The organism is Stenotrophomonas sp. STEN023, from assembly GCF_056760135.1.
In genome coordinates, this window is the sequence record NZ_JBRREF010000029.1 from 12,827 (window position 1) to 30,235 (window position 17,409).

Genomic DNA, 17,409 nt, shown 5'->3' on the forward strand with positions numbered 1-17,409 from the left:
ACCCACCCAATAAGAAAAAAAGATATGTCGACCGAGAAATCACCGCTCACAAAGGCACAAGCCATCGCCCTTCTTGACCTCCTGATCGAAGACTCCGCATTTCGCCAGGAGTTCCAGTCCAGACCAGCGGACGCACTTGCAAAAATCAGCGAAAAGGCAGCCGCTTCGGCCTCTGAATGTGCTGTTCCTGGCGAGCTCGCCGCAATCGAAGATCTCGCCTCCGCAAGGGACCGGCTGATTGAGCACTTGACTACAACAGCGGTGTTTTCTGTCCCGTTCTGTTTTGTCGATGGACGGACCAGCAACTGATCAGCGTTGGACTGAGACGTCGGGAGCTATCCGCGCCAACGCCTTGCAAGCATTGGGCGCGGGAGTTCCTTTGCTGTCAACAACGTTCAAGGTCTGCAGTGTGGAGCTACCTGCATACTCGGCATACGCGCGCCCACGGTGCGTTTTCAGCCAAATTGATTCTCTGGCAAAACCGGCTTCGTCTCCGACGTCCCGATATGCCGCTGCCAGCGCACTGTGCACCTGGAAAAGTTCGCCACCATTGACCATCGCGAGAATCTTTGGCAACGCATCCCTTGCTCCACCTGACAAGCGCACCGCGTTCGCTTCAACCAAGGCTATTAATTCCGTCGCACGCGGATCGCGAATATCCAAGGCAACTCTCTCCAGAGCTCCGCGCTCCACCTCAAAAGTATCGGCAAGGCCCATACGCTGCGCCGAGTAGATCAAGGCCGCAGCGTAGTACAGGCGCGGCCCACGATCGAGCTGTTGCGGCATTGCTGCCTTGTCGAGCAATGGCTTCAGCACCGTCCTTATCTGGGCTGCGGAAACGCAACTTCCTGCTGCAGCGTGACTGGCGATTCGCACCACGGCCAGAACATCACACTCGGCAGTGTCATCACCGCATTGCATTGCTGCTGCATCCACACCTGCCAGCGCCTTGGAAGAGTGCGTCTCGTCGAGGGCGAGAGAAGTCCCCTCCAACCAGCCTCCCGGATTTCCCTGTGGCAGCTTGAGCAGAACATCCCTGGCTTGTTCGAATTGACCGCCCGCGGCCAGCGCGCCGACCAGATAACGATTTCCGCGCCCTTCTGCCAGTACCATGGCCTCGCGCAGAGACACCACAGCCTCCTCTTGTTTACCCTGCACCAGTTGCACCCGGCCATGCAGCAGCAATGCAGCACTGGGAAATTCAACCTGGGGAACATTGACGCGCTCCATCGCGCGCTCGGCTTCCGAATAGCGACCCAACGAAAGCGCCGCGAGCGCAAGATTCGCACTTGCCGCATGGTGATCCGGATACAGATCTGCCAGCATCTTCCACGCACGGAACGTGGTCACCTCGTTTCCGCCGTACAACTCGCTCTTCCAGGCATCCATGTAGAGGGCTTGTCGAGTGCTCAAGCGATCACGCAATCCCTCGGCGAGCGAAAACCTGCTTCGCGCCTCGTCCAACCGCGCGAGACTGACCAAAGAGCGCATCTGGCCTAGGTATGCCATCGCGAATTTCGGATCCAGCCGCGTTGCGACTTCGTAGTAGTCAAGGGACTTCTGCGCGTCCGCCTGCCCATAGGCCAGCTGCGCCGCTGCATATACGTGCAAGGCGTCCAAATTGCTGGTTGCTACCCGCGGCAAAGGTAGAGACGCCTGGCTCAACGCATCGGACCCCTCGCCAAGCCTCAAGCGAATAGCGGCGGCAACTTTATCCAAGGAATTCAGCGCCGAATCGAGCCCGCTGCCATCTGCATACTCGGAATACACAACCCTGCCAGTTCCGGGGTCGACAACATCCATGCTGACGCGCAGCTTTCCATGAACCTCCTGCACACTTGGCATGACCACGGCCCGCGCGCCATCTCGGATGGCAACTTCTTTGGCGGTAGCGCGATCCAGTGGCTGTGCTGGATCCTTGCGCATCTGCCGCAGGGTTTCACGAACTTTCAAGTCACTAACAACGTTCACATGTCGGGACTGCTCAAGACTGATGCGCAGCGCCTGTTGCAAGGCGTCGTCCAGCACCAGGTTGCCGGTCTGGTTGGTGAAGTCCCCCACCACCACCCAATCCCGCTCGGCGAAAGCTATCGCTGGCTCCGGCCGAACCAACGCCCATGCCACGGCGCCGATTGCCACTACCAACATCAACTCGGCGACCAGCGCCGCTGGCCGCCGCCATAGCGGTAGACGCCGCCACGCCTTGCTGGAACGGGCCGGCATGCGCAGTGGAGCGCTACCCGTTGTGCCCACTTCAAACACTTCCTGTGGCGTCGGCAGGCCCTTGAAGTACCAGCGACCGTGCGATTTCCATTGCAGGTTCGCACCGCGCTCGCCGAGCTCACGCTGGCTTGGACGCAACAGTGCTTCGGCCACTGACGAAAGCAGAATCTGATTCGGTCGCGCCAACGCCATCAAGCGGGCCGCTGTGGGCTTGGCCACGCCTTCAACATCCACTGGCTTGGCGCCGGCAGCAACCGCATCCTCATCGTTGCGCCAGAACAGCACGTCGCCGACATGGATGCCGATCCGTGCCTGCAGCGGCAGCTTGCGCTCACTGCCTATCTCGCCCAGCGCATCCAGGTAGTCCAAGGCAAAACCCAGGCCTTGGGCAGGCACATCGAACAGCAGAAACATGCCATCGGAACGGTCGATGAGCCGACCTTTCCAGCGCTGCAGCAGCTGCAGCGCACGCACATCCAGCGTGCGGAACAATTCAGCAGCTGCCGCGTCGCCAATCCGCGCCGTCAGTGCCACCGAGTCACAAAGATCGGTCAGCACCAGCGTCTTGAGCTGGCGTTCGGGTGAGAGCGCGTGGGTCTCGCTGCTCATGCGCTATGCCGGGCTAGCCGTGGTCACCGGACTGCTCCAGGAACCACTGCGCGCGATTGCCGCCTTCGCGCTTTGCCAGATACAGCGCTTGATCGGCGCGCGAATAGGCATCGTTCCAATGATGGTCCTCATCGATCAGCACCATGCCGACACTCAGCGAGCAGGCACCGACCGTTGCGCCGGGATAGGCGATCAGATGGCGCATCGCCTCCAGCACGAACTCAGCGGTACGCGGCAGGCTCTGCGCGTCGGCCTTCATCAGCAACACGCAGAACTCGTCGCCGCCAAGACGACAGGCGATGTCATCCTTGCCGGTCACCGAAGCAAGAATGCGGCCGAAGCATTGCAGCGCGTGGTCGCCGGCAAGGTGACCGTAAGAGTCGTTCAGGCCCTTGAAGTCGTCGCAGTCCAGCAACAACAGCCCTTGCGGGCGATGACCGGAACGATGTGACTTCTGCAGGTAGGCGGTGAGCGCACGGCGGTTGCTGAGCCCGGTCAGGTCATCGCTATAGACCAGCTCGCGGGTGTGGTGCAGTTCGTGGTTGGCGCTGTACAGGTTGCCCAGCGCGGTCTCCAGCTCGTGGTTGCGACGGCTGAGCTGGGCAATCAGGCGCTGCTCGCTGGACACCACGCGTGACAGGGTACGGCGCAGGAAGAACACCACCATCGCCGGGTCCTGATCAATCAGGCGATGGAAATTGACATGGGTGATTTCCAGCAGCACGCTGTCGCAGTTGGCGCGGGCATCACAGGAACGCGGGTGGCGCTCGATCAACAAGCCGAGTTCGCCAAAGAAGTCGTTGCAGCCCATCGGCTTGGGGGCCAGGCCGGCGCCGAAGTCCAGGCTGACCGCACCGCTGACGATGATGAACATCGAGCTGCCCAGGTCACCACGGCGGAACAGCACCTGCTCGGCCTGCAGCGTGCGGCGCACGCCGTACTCGGCAAACAGCGCAAACTCCACCGGCGACAACTGCGCGCGCAGCACCGTGCCTCCCGTCGACGCAGCGACGGAAAGTTCAGACTCCAGTGCCAGACCCCCTGTTCCCATGCCGCTCATTCCCTGCCCCATGGACTGCCCGTCCATGCCAGACGAGTAATCTCGCGAGCCTATCATCAAAACAAGCGGTTTTGTGCGCTCCCACGGCCAATTTCCGCCGGGGTCGGGCGCAAAAAAAGAAGGGGCTCGTAAGAGCCCCTCCAAAACGACCTCGCCAGCGCCCTCAGGCAGCTACTTCAGTCTGAAACTGCTCCTCCTCGGTGGACCCGGTCAGTGCGGTCACGCTGGAGGCGCCGCCCTGGATCACCGTGGTCACATCGTCGAAGTAGCCTGCACCCACTTCCTGCTGGTGCGAGACGAAGGTGTAGCCCTTGTCGCGGGCGGCGAATTCCGGCTCCTGCACCTGCTCCACGTAGTGGCGCATGCCTTCGCCACGGGCGTAGTCGTGGGCGAATTTGAAGGTGTTGAACCAGTTGATGTGGATGCCGGCCAGGGTAATGAACTGGTACTTGTAACCCAGCGCGGCCAGCTCGTCCTGGAACTTGGCGATGGTCTTGTCGTCCAGGTTCTTCTTCCAGTTGAACGAGGGCGAGCAGTTGTAGGACAGCAGCTTGCCGGGGCTGGCGGCATGCACGGCCTGGGCGAACTCGCGGGCGAAGCCCAGGTCCGGGGTACCGGTCTCGCACCACACCAGGTCGGCATGCGGGGCGTAGGCGACACCGCGGCTGATCGCCTGCTCCAGGCCGTTCTTGACCTTGTAGAAGCCCTCGCTGGTGCGCTGGCCGGTGATGAACGGGGTGTCGTTGGGGTCGAAGTCGCTGGTCAGCAGGTTGGCGGCTTCGGCATCGGTACGCGCCAGCACGATGGTCGGCACACCCAGCACGTCGGCAGCCAGACGCGCGGCAGACAGCTTCTGGATCGCCTCCTGGGTCGGCACCAGCACCTTGCCGCCCATGTGGCCGCACTTCTTCACCGCCGCCAACTGGTCCTCGAAATGCACCGCGGCGGCACCAGCGACGATCATGTTCTTCATCAGCTCATAGGCGTTCAACACGCCACCGAAGCCGGCCTCGCCATCGGCGACGATGGGCAGGAAGAAGTCGATCGCATCCTCGGCCTTGAGCTTGCCGTCGATGATGTTCTTCCACTGGATCTCGTCGGCGCGCTGGAAGGTATTGTTGATGCGGCGAACCATGGTCGGCACCGAGTCGTAGGCGTACAGCGACTGGTCCGGGTACATGGTTTCGGAGGTATTGCCGTCGGCGGCCACCTGCCAGCCGGACAGGTACACCGCTTCCAAGCCAGCCTTGGCCTGCTGCATCGCCTGGCCGGCGCTGATCGCACCGAAGGCGTTGACGTAGCCCTTCTTCGAAGCGCCATTGACCAGTTTCCACAGGCGCTCGGCGCCGCGCTTGGCCAAGGTATGTTCCGGCTGCACGCTGCCGCGCAGGCGCACCACGTCGGCGGCACTGTAGGTGCGCTTCAAACCCTTCCAACGCGGGTTGGTGTCCCAGTCCTGCTGCAGGGCGTCGATCTGTTGCTGATAGGTGCTCATCGTGTCGTCCTTAAAAAGATGGTGCTTACGTAAGGGGAAGGGTCAATCGATCTGCCGGTAGGCCGGCAAGGTCAGAAAGTCGGTCAGCTCGTCGGCGCGGCTGAGCTGGTCGAGCAGGCCGATGGCCTGGGTGATGCGGCTGCCACCGGGCAGTGCGGAGGTGTCGCCCAGGCGCGCCGGCAAGGCGCGCAGGGTGCTGGCCAGCAACGCGAAATCAATCGCGGTGCCGTCGTCCAGATGCTGGTTGCCGGCATGCAGCCACTGCCAGATCTGGCTGCGGCTGATCTCGGCGGTGGCGGCGTCTTCCATCAGGTTGTGGATGGGCACGCAGCCATTGCCATCCAGCCAGGCGGCCAGGTAACGCACGCAGACTTCGACGTTGTTCTCGAAGCCGGCGCGGGTAACGGTACCGCTGCACGGCGCAATCAGTTCATCGCGGCTGGCCTGCACGTCACGGCGCAGCACCTGATGCTGGTTGGGACCGGACATGTGCTCGTCGAAGATGGCGCGCGCCACCGGAATCAGTGCCGGGTGCGCCACCCAGGTGCCGTCGTGGCCGGCAGTGACTTCGCGCAGCTTGTCGGCGCGTACCCGTGCCATCGCCTGTTCGTTGGCGGCGGCATCGTTGTTGATCGGGATCTGCGCAGCCATGCCGCCCATCGCATGCGCACCACGGCGGTGGCAGGTCTTGATCAGCAGTTCCGAGTACGCCTTCAGGAACGGCTGGGTCATCGTCACCTGGCCGCGCTCGGGCAGCACCTTGTCGGCATGGCGGCGGAAGGTCTTCAGATAGGAAAAGATGTAGTCCCAGCGGCCGCAGTTCAGGCCGACGATGCGATCGCGCAGCACGTACAGGATCTCGTCCATCTCGAACACCGCCGGCAGTGTTTCGATCAGCACAGTGACCTTGATCTGCCCATGCGGCAGGCCGAGCATGCCTTCGATGTGCGACAGCGCGGTCTCCCACAACGCCGCCTCTTCCATCGACTGCAGCTTGGGCAGGTAGAAGTACGGGCCGCGATCCTTGTCCATCAGGGTCTGCGCGTTGTGGAAGGCAAACAGCGCCGCATCGAACAGGCCGCCGGCAATCGGCTGGCCATCGACCAGTACGTGCTTCTCGTCCAGGTGCCAGCCGCGCGGCCGCACGATCAGCACCGCCTGCTCGTCGAACGGACGCAGCGTGTAGTGCTTGCCCGGGCCCTTGGCGGTAGCCGGCGCGGTGAAGTCCAGATCACCGCGCACCGCCGCCTTCATCGTCTGCTGGCCGGCCAGCACGTTGCGCCAGGTCGGCGAGGTCGAGTCCTCGAAGTCGGCCATGAACACCTTGGCGCCGGAGTTCAGCGCGTTGATGACCATCTTCGGGTCGGTCGGGCCGGTGATCTCGACACGGCGGTCCTGCAACGCGGCCGGGATCGGCGCCACGCTCCAGTCTTCCTCACGGATGACACGGGTGTCGGCACGGAAGTCCGGCAGCCCGCCCTGGTCGAAGAAGGCCTGGCGCTCGCGGCGGGCGGCCAGCCGCGCCTGCCGGCCCGGCTCGACCGCACGGTGCAGCGATACGAGCAGGCCCAGCACGCCGGCCGGCAGCAGCGCGGACTGGCCGGCCAACTGGGTGGTCAGGGTGATGCCCGGGGTCGGGCGGGGGGCGGACTGCGGGGTAGCGACTGCGTGGGCGACGGCGGACATCGGAGGTACCTGCGTATGTCGGGGACTCCAACGTGCGGCCGCAGGTAGGTATTTAACAAAACAGTTTTTGCAATGTTATCTATAAGTTGTGCTAATACTGGCTTCAAGATGCCAACCAAACCGCCCGTAACCCCGCGTTTTTCCTACAAGTCTGATCGGCTCAAGCCGCTGCGGGCGTTCCTGCAGACGGTGCGCCTGGGCTCGGTTTCGCGTGCCTCGGAAGCGCTTTTTGTCAGCCAGCCGGCGGTGAGCCTGCAGCTGCAGGCGCTGGAACGGGAGCTGGGGGTGGTGCTGTTCGAGCGCAGCGGACGCCGTCTGGTGCCCACCCGTGAGGGCCAGCTGCTGTACGACATGGCGCAGCCACTGGTTGAGAGCCTGGACGGACTGCTGCCGCGGTTCCGCGAGAAGGTCAGCGGACTGGACGCCGGCGAGCTCAATATCGCCGCAAATTCGTCGACCATCCTGTATCTCCTGCCCAAGATCGTCGAAAACTTCCGCAAGCAGCACCCGGATGTACGCCTCACCCTGCACAACGCAATCAGCGCCGACGGCACCGACCTGCTGCGCAGCGACGCCGCCGACCTGGCCATCGGCTCGATGATGGATGTACCCGCCGACCTCAGCTACGCGCCGGTCTACCGCTTCGACCAGGTATTGATCACCCCACCCGACCACCCGCTGGCGAAGAAGAAAAACCTGACGCTGGAAGACCTGTCGCCGTGGCCGCTGATCCTGCCACCACGCCGGCAGATCACCTGGCGACTGGTCGACCTGGTGTTCCAGCAGCACCGCGTGCCCTACACGGTGGCGCTGGAGGTCGGCGGCTGGGAGGTGATCAAGCAATACGTGGCGATGGGCATGGGCATCAGCATCGTCACCGCCTTATGTTTGAACGACAGCGACCGCGACAAGCTGGCGACGCGGGCGATGAGCGAGTACTTCCCGTCGCGCAGCTATGGCGTGGTGGTGCGGCGAGGCAAGGTCTTGTCGCCGCAGGCCAGGGCGTTCGTGGAGCTGATCCAACCGGATCTGTTCGCGCCGCGGCAGTACGACGATACCGGGCATTCGGAGCGGTAGTTTTTTTTGCTTTGTTACTTTCGGCTTTGATGCCGCCATTCCCGCGCGCGTGGGAATGGCGAACTGATGATTGGTCGCCAAGGCCTTCGCAGCCTAGACTGCGCCAATGTCCCTGGAACTCCGCCACCTGCGCTACTTCCTGGCTGTCGCCGACACCCTGCACTTCGGCCGCGCTGCGGAACGACTTGGCATGTCGCAACCGCCACTCAGCCAACAGATCCGGCAACTGGAAACCCTGCTTGATGCACAGCTGTTCGTACGCAGTCATCGCCGCGTGCAACTCACCCCCGCGGGTGAAGTGCTGCTGGAACAAGCCCGCGAGATCCTGCAGCGCGTGGACAAGGCGGTCGACACGGTACAGCGCGCACAGCGCGGTGAAAGCGGCGAACTGCGCATCGGGCTGACCCGTGCAACGCCGCTGTCACCGCAGATTCCGCGTGCGATATTCGCTTATCGCCAGCAGCACCCGCAGGTGCAGATGCAGCTGCGCGAAATGAACAGCCTGCGCCAGATCGATGCCCTGCTCGCCGACGAACTGGACGTCGGCATCATCCGCAAACAGGTGCTGCCGGACGAACTGATTGCCAAGCATCTGTTCGATGATCCGTTGGCGCTGGTCGTCCATGCAAGCCACCCGGTACTGCGCGGCAAGGACCCGGCAACCGCGCGGCTGTCGTTGAAGCAATTCGCACTCGACCCGTTTGTAGGCTTCTCACGCGACTCGGGTGCAGGCATCCACGACCACGTGATCACGCTATGCCGCAATGCCGGTTTCAGCCCACGCATCGTGCAGGAAGCGGGCGAGTCATCCACCTTGATCAGCCTGGTTGCTGCCGGGCTTGGCGTATGCGTACTGCCTTCCTCGTGCAGCCATATCCAGGTGGAGGGCGCGTGCTTTGTGGAGTTGGCCGATCGTGGTGCAGCGTCGGAGATCCAGCTGGCGTGGCGGCGTGAAGCGGTGACGCCGCTGCTGCGGCAGTTCATTGCCTTGTTGAAGCGGGAAGTTGCGGGTTGAAGGCCAGAGCGAAGAGCAATAGCAACAACAAAAGCACCCCTCCCAAACCCTCCCCTTGCCTGCGGCAAAGGGAGGGAGCTGGGCTTTGCCCCCTCCCTTGCGCGTAGCGCAGGGGAGGGTTGGGGAGGGGTGCTTTTAGCTTTTAGCTTTTAGCTTTTAGCTTTTAGCTTTTAGCTTTTAGCTTTTAGCTTTTAGCTGCTAACTCTCAGCCCTTCGCCTCAACCAATACCAGGCCCGCCCCCTGCTCCAGCCGACGCCACAACCGCCAAGCCGCCCCCACACCCGCCAGCGTCAACAGCAGACAGAAACCACAGACACCCGCCCAGCCCCAGTGCGTATAGAACACACCGCCCAAGGCACCCAATACGCTTGAGCCCAGGTAGTACGAGAACAGATACAAGGCCGATGCTTCCGCACGCAGTCCACCGGCGCGCACGCCCACCCAGCTGCTGGCCACCGAATGGCCGCCAAAGAAGCCAAACGTCGCCAGCGCGATACCCACGGCCATCGTCGGCAACCACGGTATCGCCAGCAACACGATGCCAGCCAGCACCACGCCGAATGACATGGCCAACACCGGCCCACGCCCAAGCCGGTTGGCCAGCTGCCCCATCCATGCGGAACTGACGCTGCCCACCAGATACACGGTGAAGATCAGCCCGACCACGGTCTGGCTCAAACCGTACGGCGGCGCCAGCAGGTGGTAGCCAAGGAAGTTGTACAAGGTCACGAACACGCCCAGCAGCAGGAAGCCGCAGGCAAACAGCCACGGCAGCGCCGCATCACGAAACAGGCCGGCAAAGCGTGCCGGCAGCTGCATTGGCTCGGCACGCTTCGCACGGAAATGACGCGAAGCCGGCAGCTGTGTCCACAGTGCCACGCTCGCCAACAACGCAATCACACCGACCGCGGCGATACCCGCGCGCCAACCCCAATGGTCGGCCACCACGCCAGCAATCAAGCGCCCGCTCATCCCGCCGACCGCGTTGCCGCCGATATACAGGCCCATCGCCAGACCCAGCGAGCGGCTGTCCATTTCCTCGACCAGCCAGGTCATCGCCACCGCCGGCACACCGCTCAGGCTCAGGCCAAGCAGGGTGCGTAGCAGCAGTATGGTGTTCCAGTCATCGGTCAGTGCGGTGGCGAGCGTGAGCAAGGCAGAAGTGAGCAGCGAAGCCACCATCACCGGGCGCCTGCCAATGCGGTCGGAGACGATGCCCGCGACCAGCATCGCTATCGCCAACACGCCGGTGCTTACCGACAAGGCCAGCGCACTGTTGCCGGCGCTGATGCCGAAGTGGCTGCTGAAGCCCGGCAGCAGTGGCTGCACGCAATACAGCACGCCGAAGGTTGCGAAGCCGGCCATGAACAAGGCCAGCACCGCGCGCCGGAACTCGGGCGTGCCCTGGCGGATGTGGGGGAGTTCGGCAGCCGTGTTCGGCGGGGTGATTGGTGCCAGTGATTCGCTGCAGCTTGTCGTCTTGCTGGTTTCGGGTTGCATTGCTTCTTGGCCTGTAGCGGCAGGCCGGTTTATCGAAGATGCGGGAAGCTTGAACCTGCGGATCGAGTCGATCCATAACCTACTGTGTACGGATTGATATCTAAAGCGTATTGATTCAGCGTCTGCAGCGCCGCAGTACTTGGAACAAGCATCGAAGCACGTCCCTTCTCCCGCCTGCGGGGTTAAGAACAGGCGGTTACGAGCCAAAGGCTCGTGACTGTTCGTACGCCCCGCGTGCTACGCGGGGCTGGGGCGCGGAGCGAGGTGCCCCGCAGGGGCGGATGAGGGAAGCTTTGGGCTTTGGGCTCTAGCTGTTGATCATGGCTTTCAAGCTAGAAGCTTCCCCTCACCCCAACCCCTCTCCCGCAAGCGGGAGAGGGGCTTTAGCAAAAGCAATGGCAGGCGCTTCGCGCCTCAGCAATCACAGCCCTTCCAACCCGGCTGCTTGCTGGTCTGGCCGATGCCCGGATTGAAGGTATTGCTCGGGTCCAGCTGCTGGTAGAACTGCGCCAGCGCCGGCTTGGCCGGATACAGATGGCCGACGTTGTGTTCGGCCGGGTATTCGGCACCGCGTTCATCCAGCAGCTTCCACATGGCGTGTTCGATCGCCATCGGGTCTTCACCCTTGCGCGCGATGTAGTCCTGGTGGAAGACATGGCACAGGAAGTGGCCGTAATAGAGTTTGTGCAGCAGCCGCGCGTCCAGTTCGGCCGGCAGCTGCTCGAACCAGTCGCGGTCATCGCGGCGCAGGGCGATATCCAGGGCGACGATGTCCTGTACCTGCGCACGATGCACTTCGCGGTAACGCACCGCCGCGCCGGCCACTGCAAACCGGTGCAGGAAAGCTTTGCGGCCCTCGTCCGGCGTGCAGTGGAAGTAAGCGCCTTCATGCCCGGCGAAGAAACCGCGCAACCACTGCTCGGTCGCCGTCGCATCCTGTGCGGAAACCTTGACCAGCAAGTGGTGCTCATAACGCTGCCGGAACTCGCCCATGCGCTTGGGCAGATGCGAGGGCAACAGCCCGGTCAGCAGCTGCATTGCATGATCGGTAACGCCGCGCAGTCCCAATCGCTCGAACCAGCCATCAACCCGACTCTTCAGTGCGAAGGCAGCCGGCACCCGTGCGGTGCCGAGCTTGTCGATCAGCAGGAAGGTGTCCTTGCCGTAGCGCTCACCGATGTCATAGGCGACGCGGTGGATGTACTCACCAGAGATCGGCAGACGCTCGAAGCCGGTCAGTAGCTGGCGGCGGATCGCAGTGAGGCTGCCGGTGCTGTTGCTGCCGATGTAGAACACCTCGGCCGCTTCCTTGGCGAAGGTATCCAGGCGCACCGCGAACACGGCCAGCTTGCCGGCCGACCCTGCGGCTTCGTAGTGACGGCTGGGGTCGGCGTTGAAACGCGCCGGGGTTGCCGCGTCCACCTGCCTTACCTGCTCGGCGTAGCGCGGATCGGAGCCGGCACGATCGCCATCAACACGCACATCGGCAGGCTGGTAATCGCCGGCCTGCAGGCGCTGCAGGATCTCTTCCGGCGTGTCGCCGAGGGCAATCCCAAGATGGTTGACCAGTTGCAGGCGCCCTTCGCCATCAACCTGCGCATACAGCGCCATCTCGGTATAGGCCGGACCACGCCGCACCAGCGAACCACCGGAGTTGTTGCAGACACCGCCCAGTACCGAGGCACCGATGCACGAGGAACCGATCACCGAATGCGGCTCGCGCCCAAGCGGTGCCAAGGTCTGTTCGAGTCGGTCCAAGGTCGCGCCGGGCAAGCACAGCACCTGCCGCCCTTCGTCGAGCAGCTGCACACCGGTGAGCCGCAGCGTGCTGATCAGCACGATTGGCCGCCCGTAGTCATTGCCATCCGGCGTCGAGCCGCCGGTCAGGCCGGTATTGGCCGCCTGCAGAATGATCGCCGCCCCGCCCTGCACTGCCGCCTGCAAGGCGCGCCACATTTCCAGCAAGCTTCCCGGCCGCACCACTGCCAGCACGGCGCCATCGCCAAAGCGGTAACCCTTGCGGAAGCGCCGCGTCGCCTTGTCACCAGTCAGTACATGGGCATCACCAACGGCTGTGCGCAACTGCGCCAGCAGTGTCTCGTTCGCACTCATGCCAGGTTGACCAGCGAGTCGCGGCTGATATCGGCAATACGGCGCGCGCCGGTCAGTGTCATCGCCACGCGCATTTCCTTGGCGATCAGGTCCAGCAGATTGGCGACACCAGCCTCGCCCTGTGCCGCAAGCGCGTAGACGAAGGCACGGCCGAGCAGCACACTGTCTGCACCGAGCGCGAGCATGCGCACCACGTCCAGGCCGGTGCGGATGCCGGAGTCGGCGAGGATTTTCAGATCGCCCTGCACCGCGTCTGCAATCGCCGGCAAGGCGCGTGCGGTGGACAGCACGCCATCAAGCTGGCGACCACCATGATTGGAAACCACGATGCCGTCGGCACCAAAGCGCACCGCATCGCGGGCATCGTCCGGATCGAGAATGCCCTTGATCACCATCGGTCCCTTCCAGAACTCGCGGATCCATTCCAGGTCTTTCCACGAGATCGACGGATCGAAGTTGTTGCCCAGCCAACCGATGTAGTCCTCCAGCCCGGTCGGGCTGCCGCGATAGGCGGAGATGTTGCCCAGATCATGCGGGCGACCGAACAGGCCAACGTCCCAGGCCCAGCGTGGATGAGTCATCGCCTGGCCGATGCGGCGCATGCCGGCATTCGGGCCACTCATGCCCGAATGCGCATCGCGGTAGCGCGCGCCCGGCACCGGCATGTCGACGGTGAACACCAGCGTGGTGACACCGGCAGCCTGCGCACGCTCCAGCGCATTGCGCATGAAGCCGCGGTCGCGCAGCACATACAGCTGGAACCACATCGGCCGCTTGATCGCCGGCGCCACCTCTTCGATTGGGCATACCGACACCGTCGACAGCGTGAACGGAATGCCGCGGCTGTCCGCCGCGCGCGCCGCCTGCACTTCGCCGCGGCGCGCATACATGCCGGTCAGGCCGACCGGTGCCAGCGCAACCGGCATTGCCAGTTTTTCGCCGAACAACTCGGTTTCCAGGCTGAGCTCGGACATGTCGCGCAGGATGCGCTGGCGCAGCGCGATGTCGGACAGGTCGGAAACATTGCGTTTGAGCGTGTGCTCGGCATACGCGCCGCCATCGATGTAGTGGAACAGGAACGGCGGCAGACGACGCTGCGCGGCCGCACGGTAATCGGTGGAGGCGGAGATGATCATGGGTCAACCGTGGGGGGAAGGAAGCCGCGAGGCCCGGGCGCGCCGTGCCTCGTCTTCATCGAGCGTGCGCAGCGTGGTGTGCACGAACTCGAGATGGGTATGCGCTGCGGCACGCGCACGCTCGGGGTCGCCAGCCAGTACCGCATCCATCATTTCGCGGTGCTGGTCGGACAGAGGTGAGAAAGTCGTCGATGCGGTGTAAAGCTTCTCGCGGCTCTGCGAGATATTGGTCTGCAGCAGCTCGAACAGGCCGCGCATCACCTGCAGCAGCACCAGGTTGTGCGAGGCCTCGGCGATGGACAGATGGAAGGCCGCATCGGCGCGCGCCTCGCCAGCCGGGTCGTCCTTGCCGTGCGCGTCCATCATGGTCTGGAAGGCGTGCGCGATGCGCGTGCGGTCCTCGTCGGTAGCCCGCAATGCCGCATGCCAGGCGGTTGCACCTTCCAGCGCGTGGCGGATCTCCAGCACGTCGAAACGGTATTCGGGATCGCCCTGGAACAGCGGCAGATACGGCACCAGCGGTTCATCCAATGCCTGCCGCGCACGTGCTGCCGGCTCGGCGACATAGGTGCCACCGCCAACCCGCGCCACCAGCAAACCCTGGCTGCCAAGCTGGGCAATCGCCTCGCGCAGCGCCGTGCGCGATACCCCAAGCTGCACCGCCAGTGCGCGCTCGGAAGGCAGCCGGTCACCCGGCTGCAGTTGTTGTTCGTCCACCAGCACGCGCAGCTGCGCGGCCACCTTGTCGGAAATACGTTGCGTACTCATGCCGACATTGTGGCCCGAAGCTGCCCGGCGTTGGCGGATGCGCGTGGCCATGGCTCAGGGAATCATCCAGGTCAGCCAATAGGCCTGCGCGGTGGTGATCAGGCCGACCATCACGGTGAAGATCAGGCTGTGCTTGACGGTGAAACGGAACAGGTCCGATTCCTTGCCGGCCAGACCCACCGCCGCACAGGCAATGGCGATGGACTGCGGCGAGATCATCTTGCCGGTGACGCCGCCGGTGGTATTGGCAGCGACCAGCAGCACCTCGGACACACCGATCTGCTGCGCGGTGGTCGCCTGCAAGGCCGAGAACAAGGCATTGGACGAGGTGTCCGAACCGGTCAGGAATACACCCAGCCAGCCCAGGAAAGGCGAGAAGAACGTAAATGCCTTGCCGGTATGCGCAAGCGCAAGCGCCAATGTCGCCGACAAGCCGGAGTAATTGGCGATGAAGGCGAAGGCCAGCACCATGCCGATCGAATAGATCGGCATCTTCAGTTCATTGACGGTCTCAGCAAACGTACGTACCGCAGCACGTACCGGCATGCGCGGGTAGACGATGGTGATCACCGCCGCCAACATGATCGCGGTGCCGGTAGCCGAGATGGCATCAAACTTGTACACGGCCTCGTAGGCGGTGGGCGCGTTGACGATAGGCGGCATCTTCTGCACCAGCTGGTCCAGGCCCGGCACCGGCAGCTTCAGCACCCAGTTCTCCAGCGGCCCACCGGCAGCGAACAAGGCCTTGAACGGCTTGATGCTCCACAGCGTGACCATCGCGGTGAGGATCAGGAACGGCGACCACGCCTTGGTGATCTGGCCGGCGCTGTAGCGCGGTGCGGCCGATGCCTGCGCGGCAGCGTCGGCACTGGCCTCGGTTTCGAAGCGGAAGATGCGCTTGGGCTGCCAACGGCGCAGGAACAGCGTCAGGCATACCAGCGAGGCCAGCGAGGCAGTGATGTCCGGCAGCTCCGGGCCGATGAAGTTGGAGGTCAGGTACTGCGCGATGGCGAAGGAGCCGCCGGCAACCAGCACCGCCGGCCAGGTTTCCTTGATACCGCGCCAGCCATCCATGATGGCCATGATCCAGAACAGCACGATGATGGTCAGGAACGGCAGCTGGCGGCCGGCCATCTGCCCGATCTCGAATGCATCCAGCCCGGTGACCTGGCCGGCGACGATGATCGGAATGCCCATCGCACCGAAGGCCACCGGCGCGGTGTTGACGATCAGGCACAGGCCGGCGGCATACAGCGGCTTGAAGCCGAGCCCGACCAGCAACGCGGCAGTGATCGCCACCGGTGCACCAAAGCCGGCCGCACCTTCAAGGAACGCGCCGAAAGCAAAACCCACCATCAACATCTGCAGGCGCTGGTCTTCGGTCACCGACAGGATCGAGGCGCGGATGATGGCGAACTGGCCGGTCTTGACCGAAACCTTGTACAGGAACACCGCGCCGATGATGATCCAGGCAATCGGCCACAGCCCGTACAGGAAGCCGAAACCGGCTGCACCCAGGGCCTGCGACAGCGGCATGCGATAGAACAGCAGCGCCACCGCCAGCGCGATGGCGACGGTGATGGTGCCGGCCAGCCAGCCCTTCATGCGCAGCACGGCCAGGGCGACGAAGAAGAAGGCGATCGGCAACAGCGCGATCAGGCTGGACAGCCAGAGGTTGCCAGCGGGGTCGTACAGTTGTTCCCAGGGCTGCATGCAGGTTCTCGTCAAAGGCGAAAGGCGGCCCACCCGCAGGTGGAGGTTGCCGTGGTCGCGATTATTGGTATTACCAATAATCAAGCAAGCCGACCAACGAGACGCGATTGAATCGCCGTTCCCGCGAAGATCCTATTAGACCATAGGGTTAGTGAAGGTTATTGGTATTACCAGTTAGCAAATTTTGTAGGAGCGGCGTAAGCCGCGAAGCCAACACCAATACAGCCCCCTTTCTGATTGCCATTGCATGCATGCAGATTGCCGGCGCCATCAGCTTCGCGGCTGACGCCGCTCCTACAAGAAAAGACAAAAACGAAGGCAAAAAAAAACGGCACGTCACCGTGCCGGTTTCTTCTTCGCTGTCGCCAGCTACAACCGCCGCCACTCCGGCCCATCACCGCGCCGCCAGTACACGGCCACCGCCTTGCCATAAACCGTATCGGCATCCACCAAACCAAAGAAGCGGCCGTCGAAGCTGTTGCCGCGATGATCGCCCACGACAAGCAACTTGCCAGCCGGAATGGTGATGCCATTGATATCCGGACCACCGCCATCACGCAGATCCAGCTGCACCTGCTTGTTGCCGAACAACTCCCGCGCCACGTCCTGACGCAGCGGTTGCTCGTTGATGGACAGGTAGCCGTCGTGCAGCTGCACACGGTCTCCAGCCACGGCAACCACGCGCTTGATCAAGCGCGTGCCGTCGGCCGGCGAATCAAACACCGCCACGTCACCGCGCTGCGGTGCCTGCCCCGCCAACAGCTGCACATCAGTGAAAGGAACGCGCAGGCCGTAAGCACGCATATCCACCACCACCCGGTCACCGGGTTGCAGGGTGGGCTGCATCGAACCGCTGGGCACCTGGTAGTGATTGGCCAGGCTGTCGCGGGCGGCAAACAGCAGCAGCAACATCACCGCCAAAGGGAAGGCTTCGCGTCGCAGCCAGGCCAGCACTGGATGGGGCGATGCAGGGGACGCAGTCTCATTCATGGCTGATCACCAACTCCGGGGTCT

13 protein-coding genes are annotated in these 17,409 nt (G+C 63.4%); 3 read left to right on the plus strand and 10 right to left on the minus strand.

Going from position 1 to position 17,409, the window contains the following annotated elements; genetic code table 11:
• Positions 1 to 24: 24 nt before the first annotated feature.
• Positions 25 to 309: an NHLP-related RiPP peptide gene (locus tag ACVOLV_RS10305; protein WP_481554309.1), complete on the plus strand. Its 285-nt coding sequence runs from the start codon at positions 25 to 27 to the stop codon at positions 307 to 309.
• Here the strand turns inward: ACVOLV_RS10305 and ACVOLV_RS10310 are convergent, their stop codons facing one another.
• The 4 genes from ACVOLV_RS10310 to aceB all read right to left on the minus strand — a co-directional run bounded on the left by ACVOLV_RS10310 (position 310) and on the right by aceB (position 7,073).
• Positions 310 to 2,832: a putative peptide modification system cyclase gene (locus tag ACVOLV_RS10310; protein ID WP_481554310.1), complete on the minus strand. Its 2,523-nt coding sequence runs from the start codon at positions 2,830 to 2,832 to the stop codon at positions 310 to 312.
• A 13-nt stretch (positions 2,833 to 2,845) separates the two neighbouring features.
• On the minus strand, positions 2,846 to 3,883 hold the full coding sequence (locus tag ACVOLV_RS10315; RefSeq protein WP_481554311.1) for a GGDEF domain-containing protein: 1,038 nt from the start codon (positions 3,881 to 3,883) through the stop codon (positions 2,846 to 2,848).
• Between the two features lie 172 nt (positions 3,884 to 4,055).
• The gene (gene aceA, locus ACVOLV_RS10320; protein WP_481554312.1) at positions 4,056 to 5,387 is read right to left on the minus strand and encodes an isocitrate lyase; all 1,332 of its coding nucleotides are present in this window, start codon (positions 5,385 to 5,387) and stop codon (positions 4,056 to 4,058) included.
• 42 nt (positions 5,388 to 5,429) lie between these two features.
• Positions 5,430 to 7,073 carry a malate synthase A gene (gene aceB / locus ACVOLV_RS10325; protein ID WP_481554313.1) on the minus strand — a complete coding sequence of 548 codons (1,644 nt, stop codon included), beginning with the start codon at positions 7,071 to 7,073 and terminating at the stop codon, positions 5,430 to 5,432.
• Positions 7,074 to 7,181: 108 nt separating this feature from the next.
• Between aceB and ACVOLV_RS10330 the strand changes: the two genes are divergently transcribed.
• Together ACVOLV_RS10330 and ACVOLV_RS10335 are read left to right on the plus strand one after the other, a co-directional pair.
• Positions 7,182 to 8,150, plus strand: a complete 969-nt coding sequence (locus tag ACVOLV_RS10330) for a LysR family transcriptional regulator (RefSeq protein WP_481554314.1) — start codon at positions 7,182 to 7,184, stop codon at positions 8,148 to 8,150.
• Positions 8,151 to 8,256: 106 nt separating this feature from the next.
• A complete protein-coding gene (locus tag ACVOLV_RS10335) occupies positions 8,257 to 9,165 on the plus strand; it encodes a LysR family transcriptional regulator (protein ID WP_481554315.1) in 909 nt (302 codons plus the stop codon).
• A 205-nt stretch (positions 9,166 to 9,370) separates the two neighbouring features.
• Here the strand turns inward: ACVOLV_RS10335 and ACVOLV_RS10340 are convergent, their stop codons facing one another.
• The 6 genes from ACVOLV_RS10340 to lepB all read right to left on the minus strand — a co-directional run bounded on the left by ACVOLV_RS10340 (position 9,371) and on the right by lepB (position 17,385).
• Complete coding sequence (locus ACVOLV_RS10340; RefSeq protein WP_481554316.1) at positions 9,371 to 10,666, minus strand: MFS transporter; 1,296 nt, start codon at positions 10,664 to 10,666, stop codon at positions 9,371 to 9,373.
• A gap of 414 nt (positions 10,667 to 11,080) precedes the next feature.
• Positions 11,081 to 12,778: a D-lactate dehydrogenase gene (gene dld / locus ACVOLV_RS10345; protein WP_481554317.1), complete on the minus strand. Its 1,698-nt coding sequence runs from the start codon at positions 12,776 to 12,778 to the stop codon at positions 11,081 to 11,083.
• A complete protein-coding gene (gene lldD / locus ACVOLV_RS10350) occupies positions 12,775 to 13,914 on the minus strand; it encodes an FMN-dependent L-lactate dehydrogenase LldD (RefSeq protein ID WP_282268288.1) in 1,140 nt (379 codons plus the stop codon). Before lldD ends, dld begins: the two co-directional genes overlap by 4 nt.
• 3 nt (positions 13,915 to 13,917) lie before the next feature.
• Complete coding sequence (gene lldR, locus ACVOLV_RS10355) at positions 13,918 to 14,682, minus strand: transcriptional regulator LldR (RefSeq protein WP_481554318.1); 765 nt, start codon at positions 14,680 to 14,682, stop codon at positions 13,918 to 13,920.
• A gap of 54 nt (positions 14,683 to 14,736) precedes the next feature.
• Entirely contained in the window at positions 14,737 to 16,395 is a 1,659-nt protein-coding gene (gene lldP, locus ACVOLV_RS10360) for an L-lactate permease (RefSeq protein ID WP_481554319.1), read from the minus strand.
• A gap of 369 nt (positions 16,396 to 16,764) precedes the next feature.
• Positions 16,765 to 17,385 (minus strand): signal peptidase I, encoded by a 621-nt coding sequence (lepB, locus tag ACVOLV_RS10365; protein WP_481554320.1) that lies wholly within the window; start codon positions 17,383 to 17,385, stop codon positions 16,765 to 16,767.
• Between the last annotated feature and the right edge of the window lie 24 nt (positions 17,386 to 17,409).

Bases quoted from the DNA above. Each gene is read 5' to 3' on its own strand.
- ACVOLV_RS10305 (WP_481554309.1), top strand. From the start codon at position 25: ATGTCGACCGAGAAATCACCGCTCACAAAGGCACAAGCCATCGCCCTT.
- ACVOLV_RS10310 (WP_481554310.1), bottom strand. From the start codon at position 2,832: ATGAGCAGCGAGACCCACGCGCTCTCACCCGAACGCCAGCTCAAGACG.
- ACVOLV_RS10315 (WP_481554311.1), bottom strand. From the start codon at position 3,883: ATGGGAACAGGGGGTCTGGCACTGGAGTCTGAACTTTCCGTCGCTGCG.
- aceA (WP_481554312.1), bottom strand. From the start codon at position 5,387: ATGAGCACCTATCAGCAACAGATCGACGCCCTGCAGCAGGACTGGGAC.
- aceB (WP_481554313.1), bottom strand. From the start codon at position 7,073: ATGTCCGCCGTCGCCCACGCAGTCGCTACCCCGCAGTCCGCCCCCCGC.
- ACVOLV_RS10330 (WP_481554314.1), top strand. From the start codon at position 7,182: ATGCCAACCAAACCGCCCGTAACCCCGCGTTTTTCCTACAAGTCTGAT.
- ACVOLV_RS10335 (WP_481554315.1), top strand. From the start codon at position 8,257: ATGTCCCTGGAACTCCGCCACCTGCGCTACTTCCTGGCTGTCGCCGAC.
- ACVOLV_RS10340 (WP_481554316.1), bottom strand. From the start codon at position 10,666: ATGCAACCCGAAACCAGCAAGACGACAAGCTGCAGCGAATCACTGGCA.
- dld (WP_481554317.1), bottom strand. From the start codon at position 12,778: ATGAGTGCGAACGAGACACTGCTGGCGCAGTTGCGCACAGCCGTTGGT.
- lldD (WP_282268288.1), bottom strand. From the start codon at position 13,914: ATGATCATCTCCGCCTCCACCGATTACCGTGCGGCCGCGCAGCGTCGT.
- lldR (WP_481554318.1), bottom strand. From the start codon at position 14,682: ATGAGTACGCAACGTATTTCCGACAAGGTGGCCGCGCAGCTGCGCGTG.
- lldP (WP_481554319.1), bottom strand. From the start codon at position 16,395: ATGCAGCCCTGGGAACAACTGTACGACCCCGCTGGCAACCTCTGGCTG.
- lepB (WP_481554320.1), bottom strand. From the start codon at position 17,385: ATGAATGAGACTGCGTCCCCTGCATCGCCCCATCCAGTGCTGGCCTGG.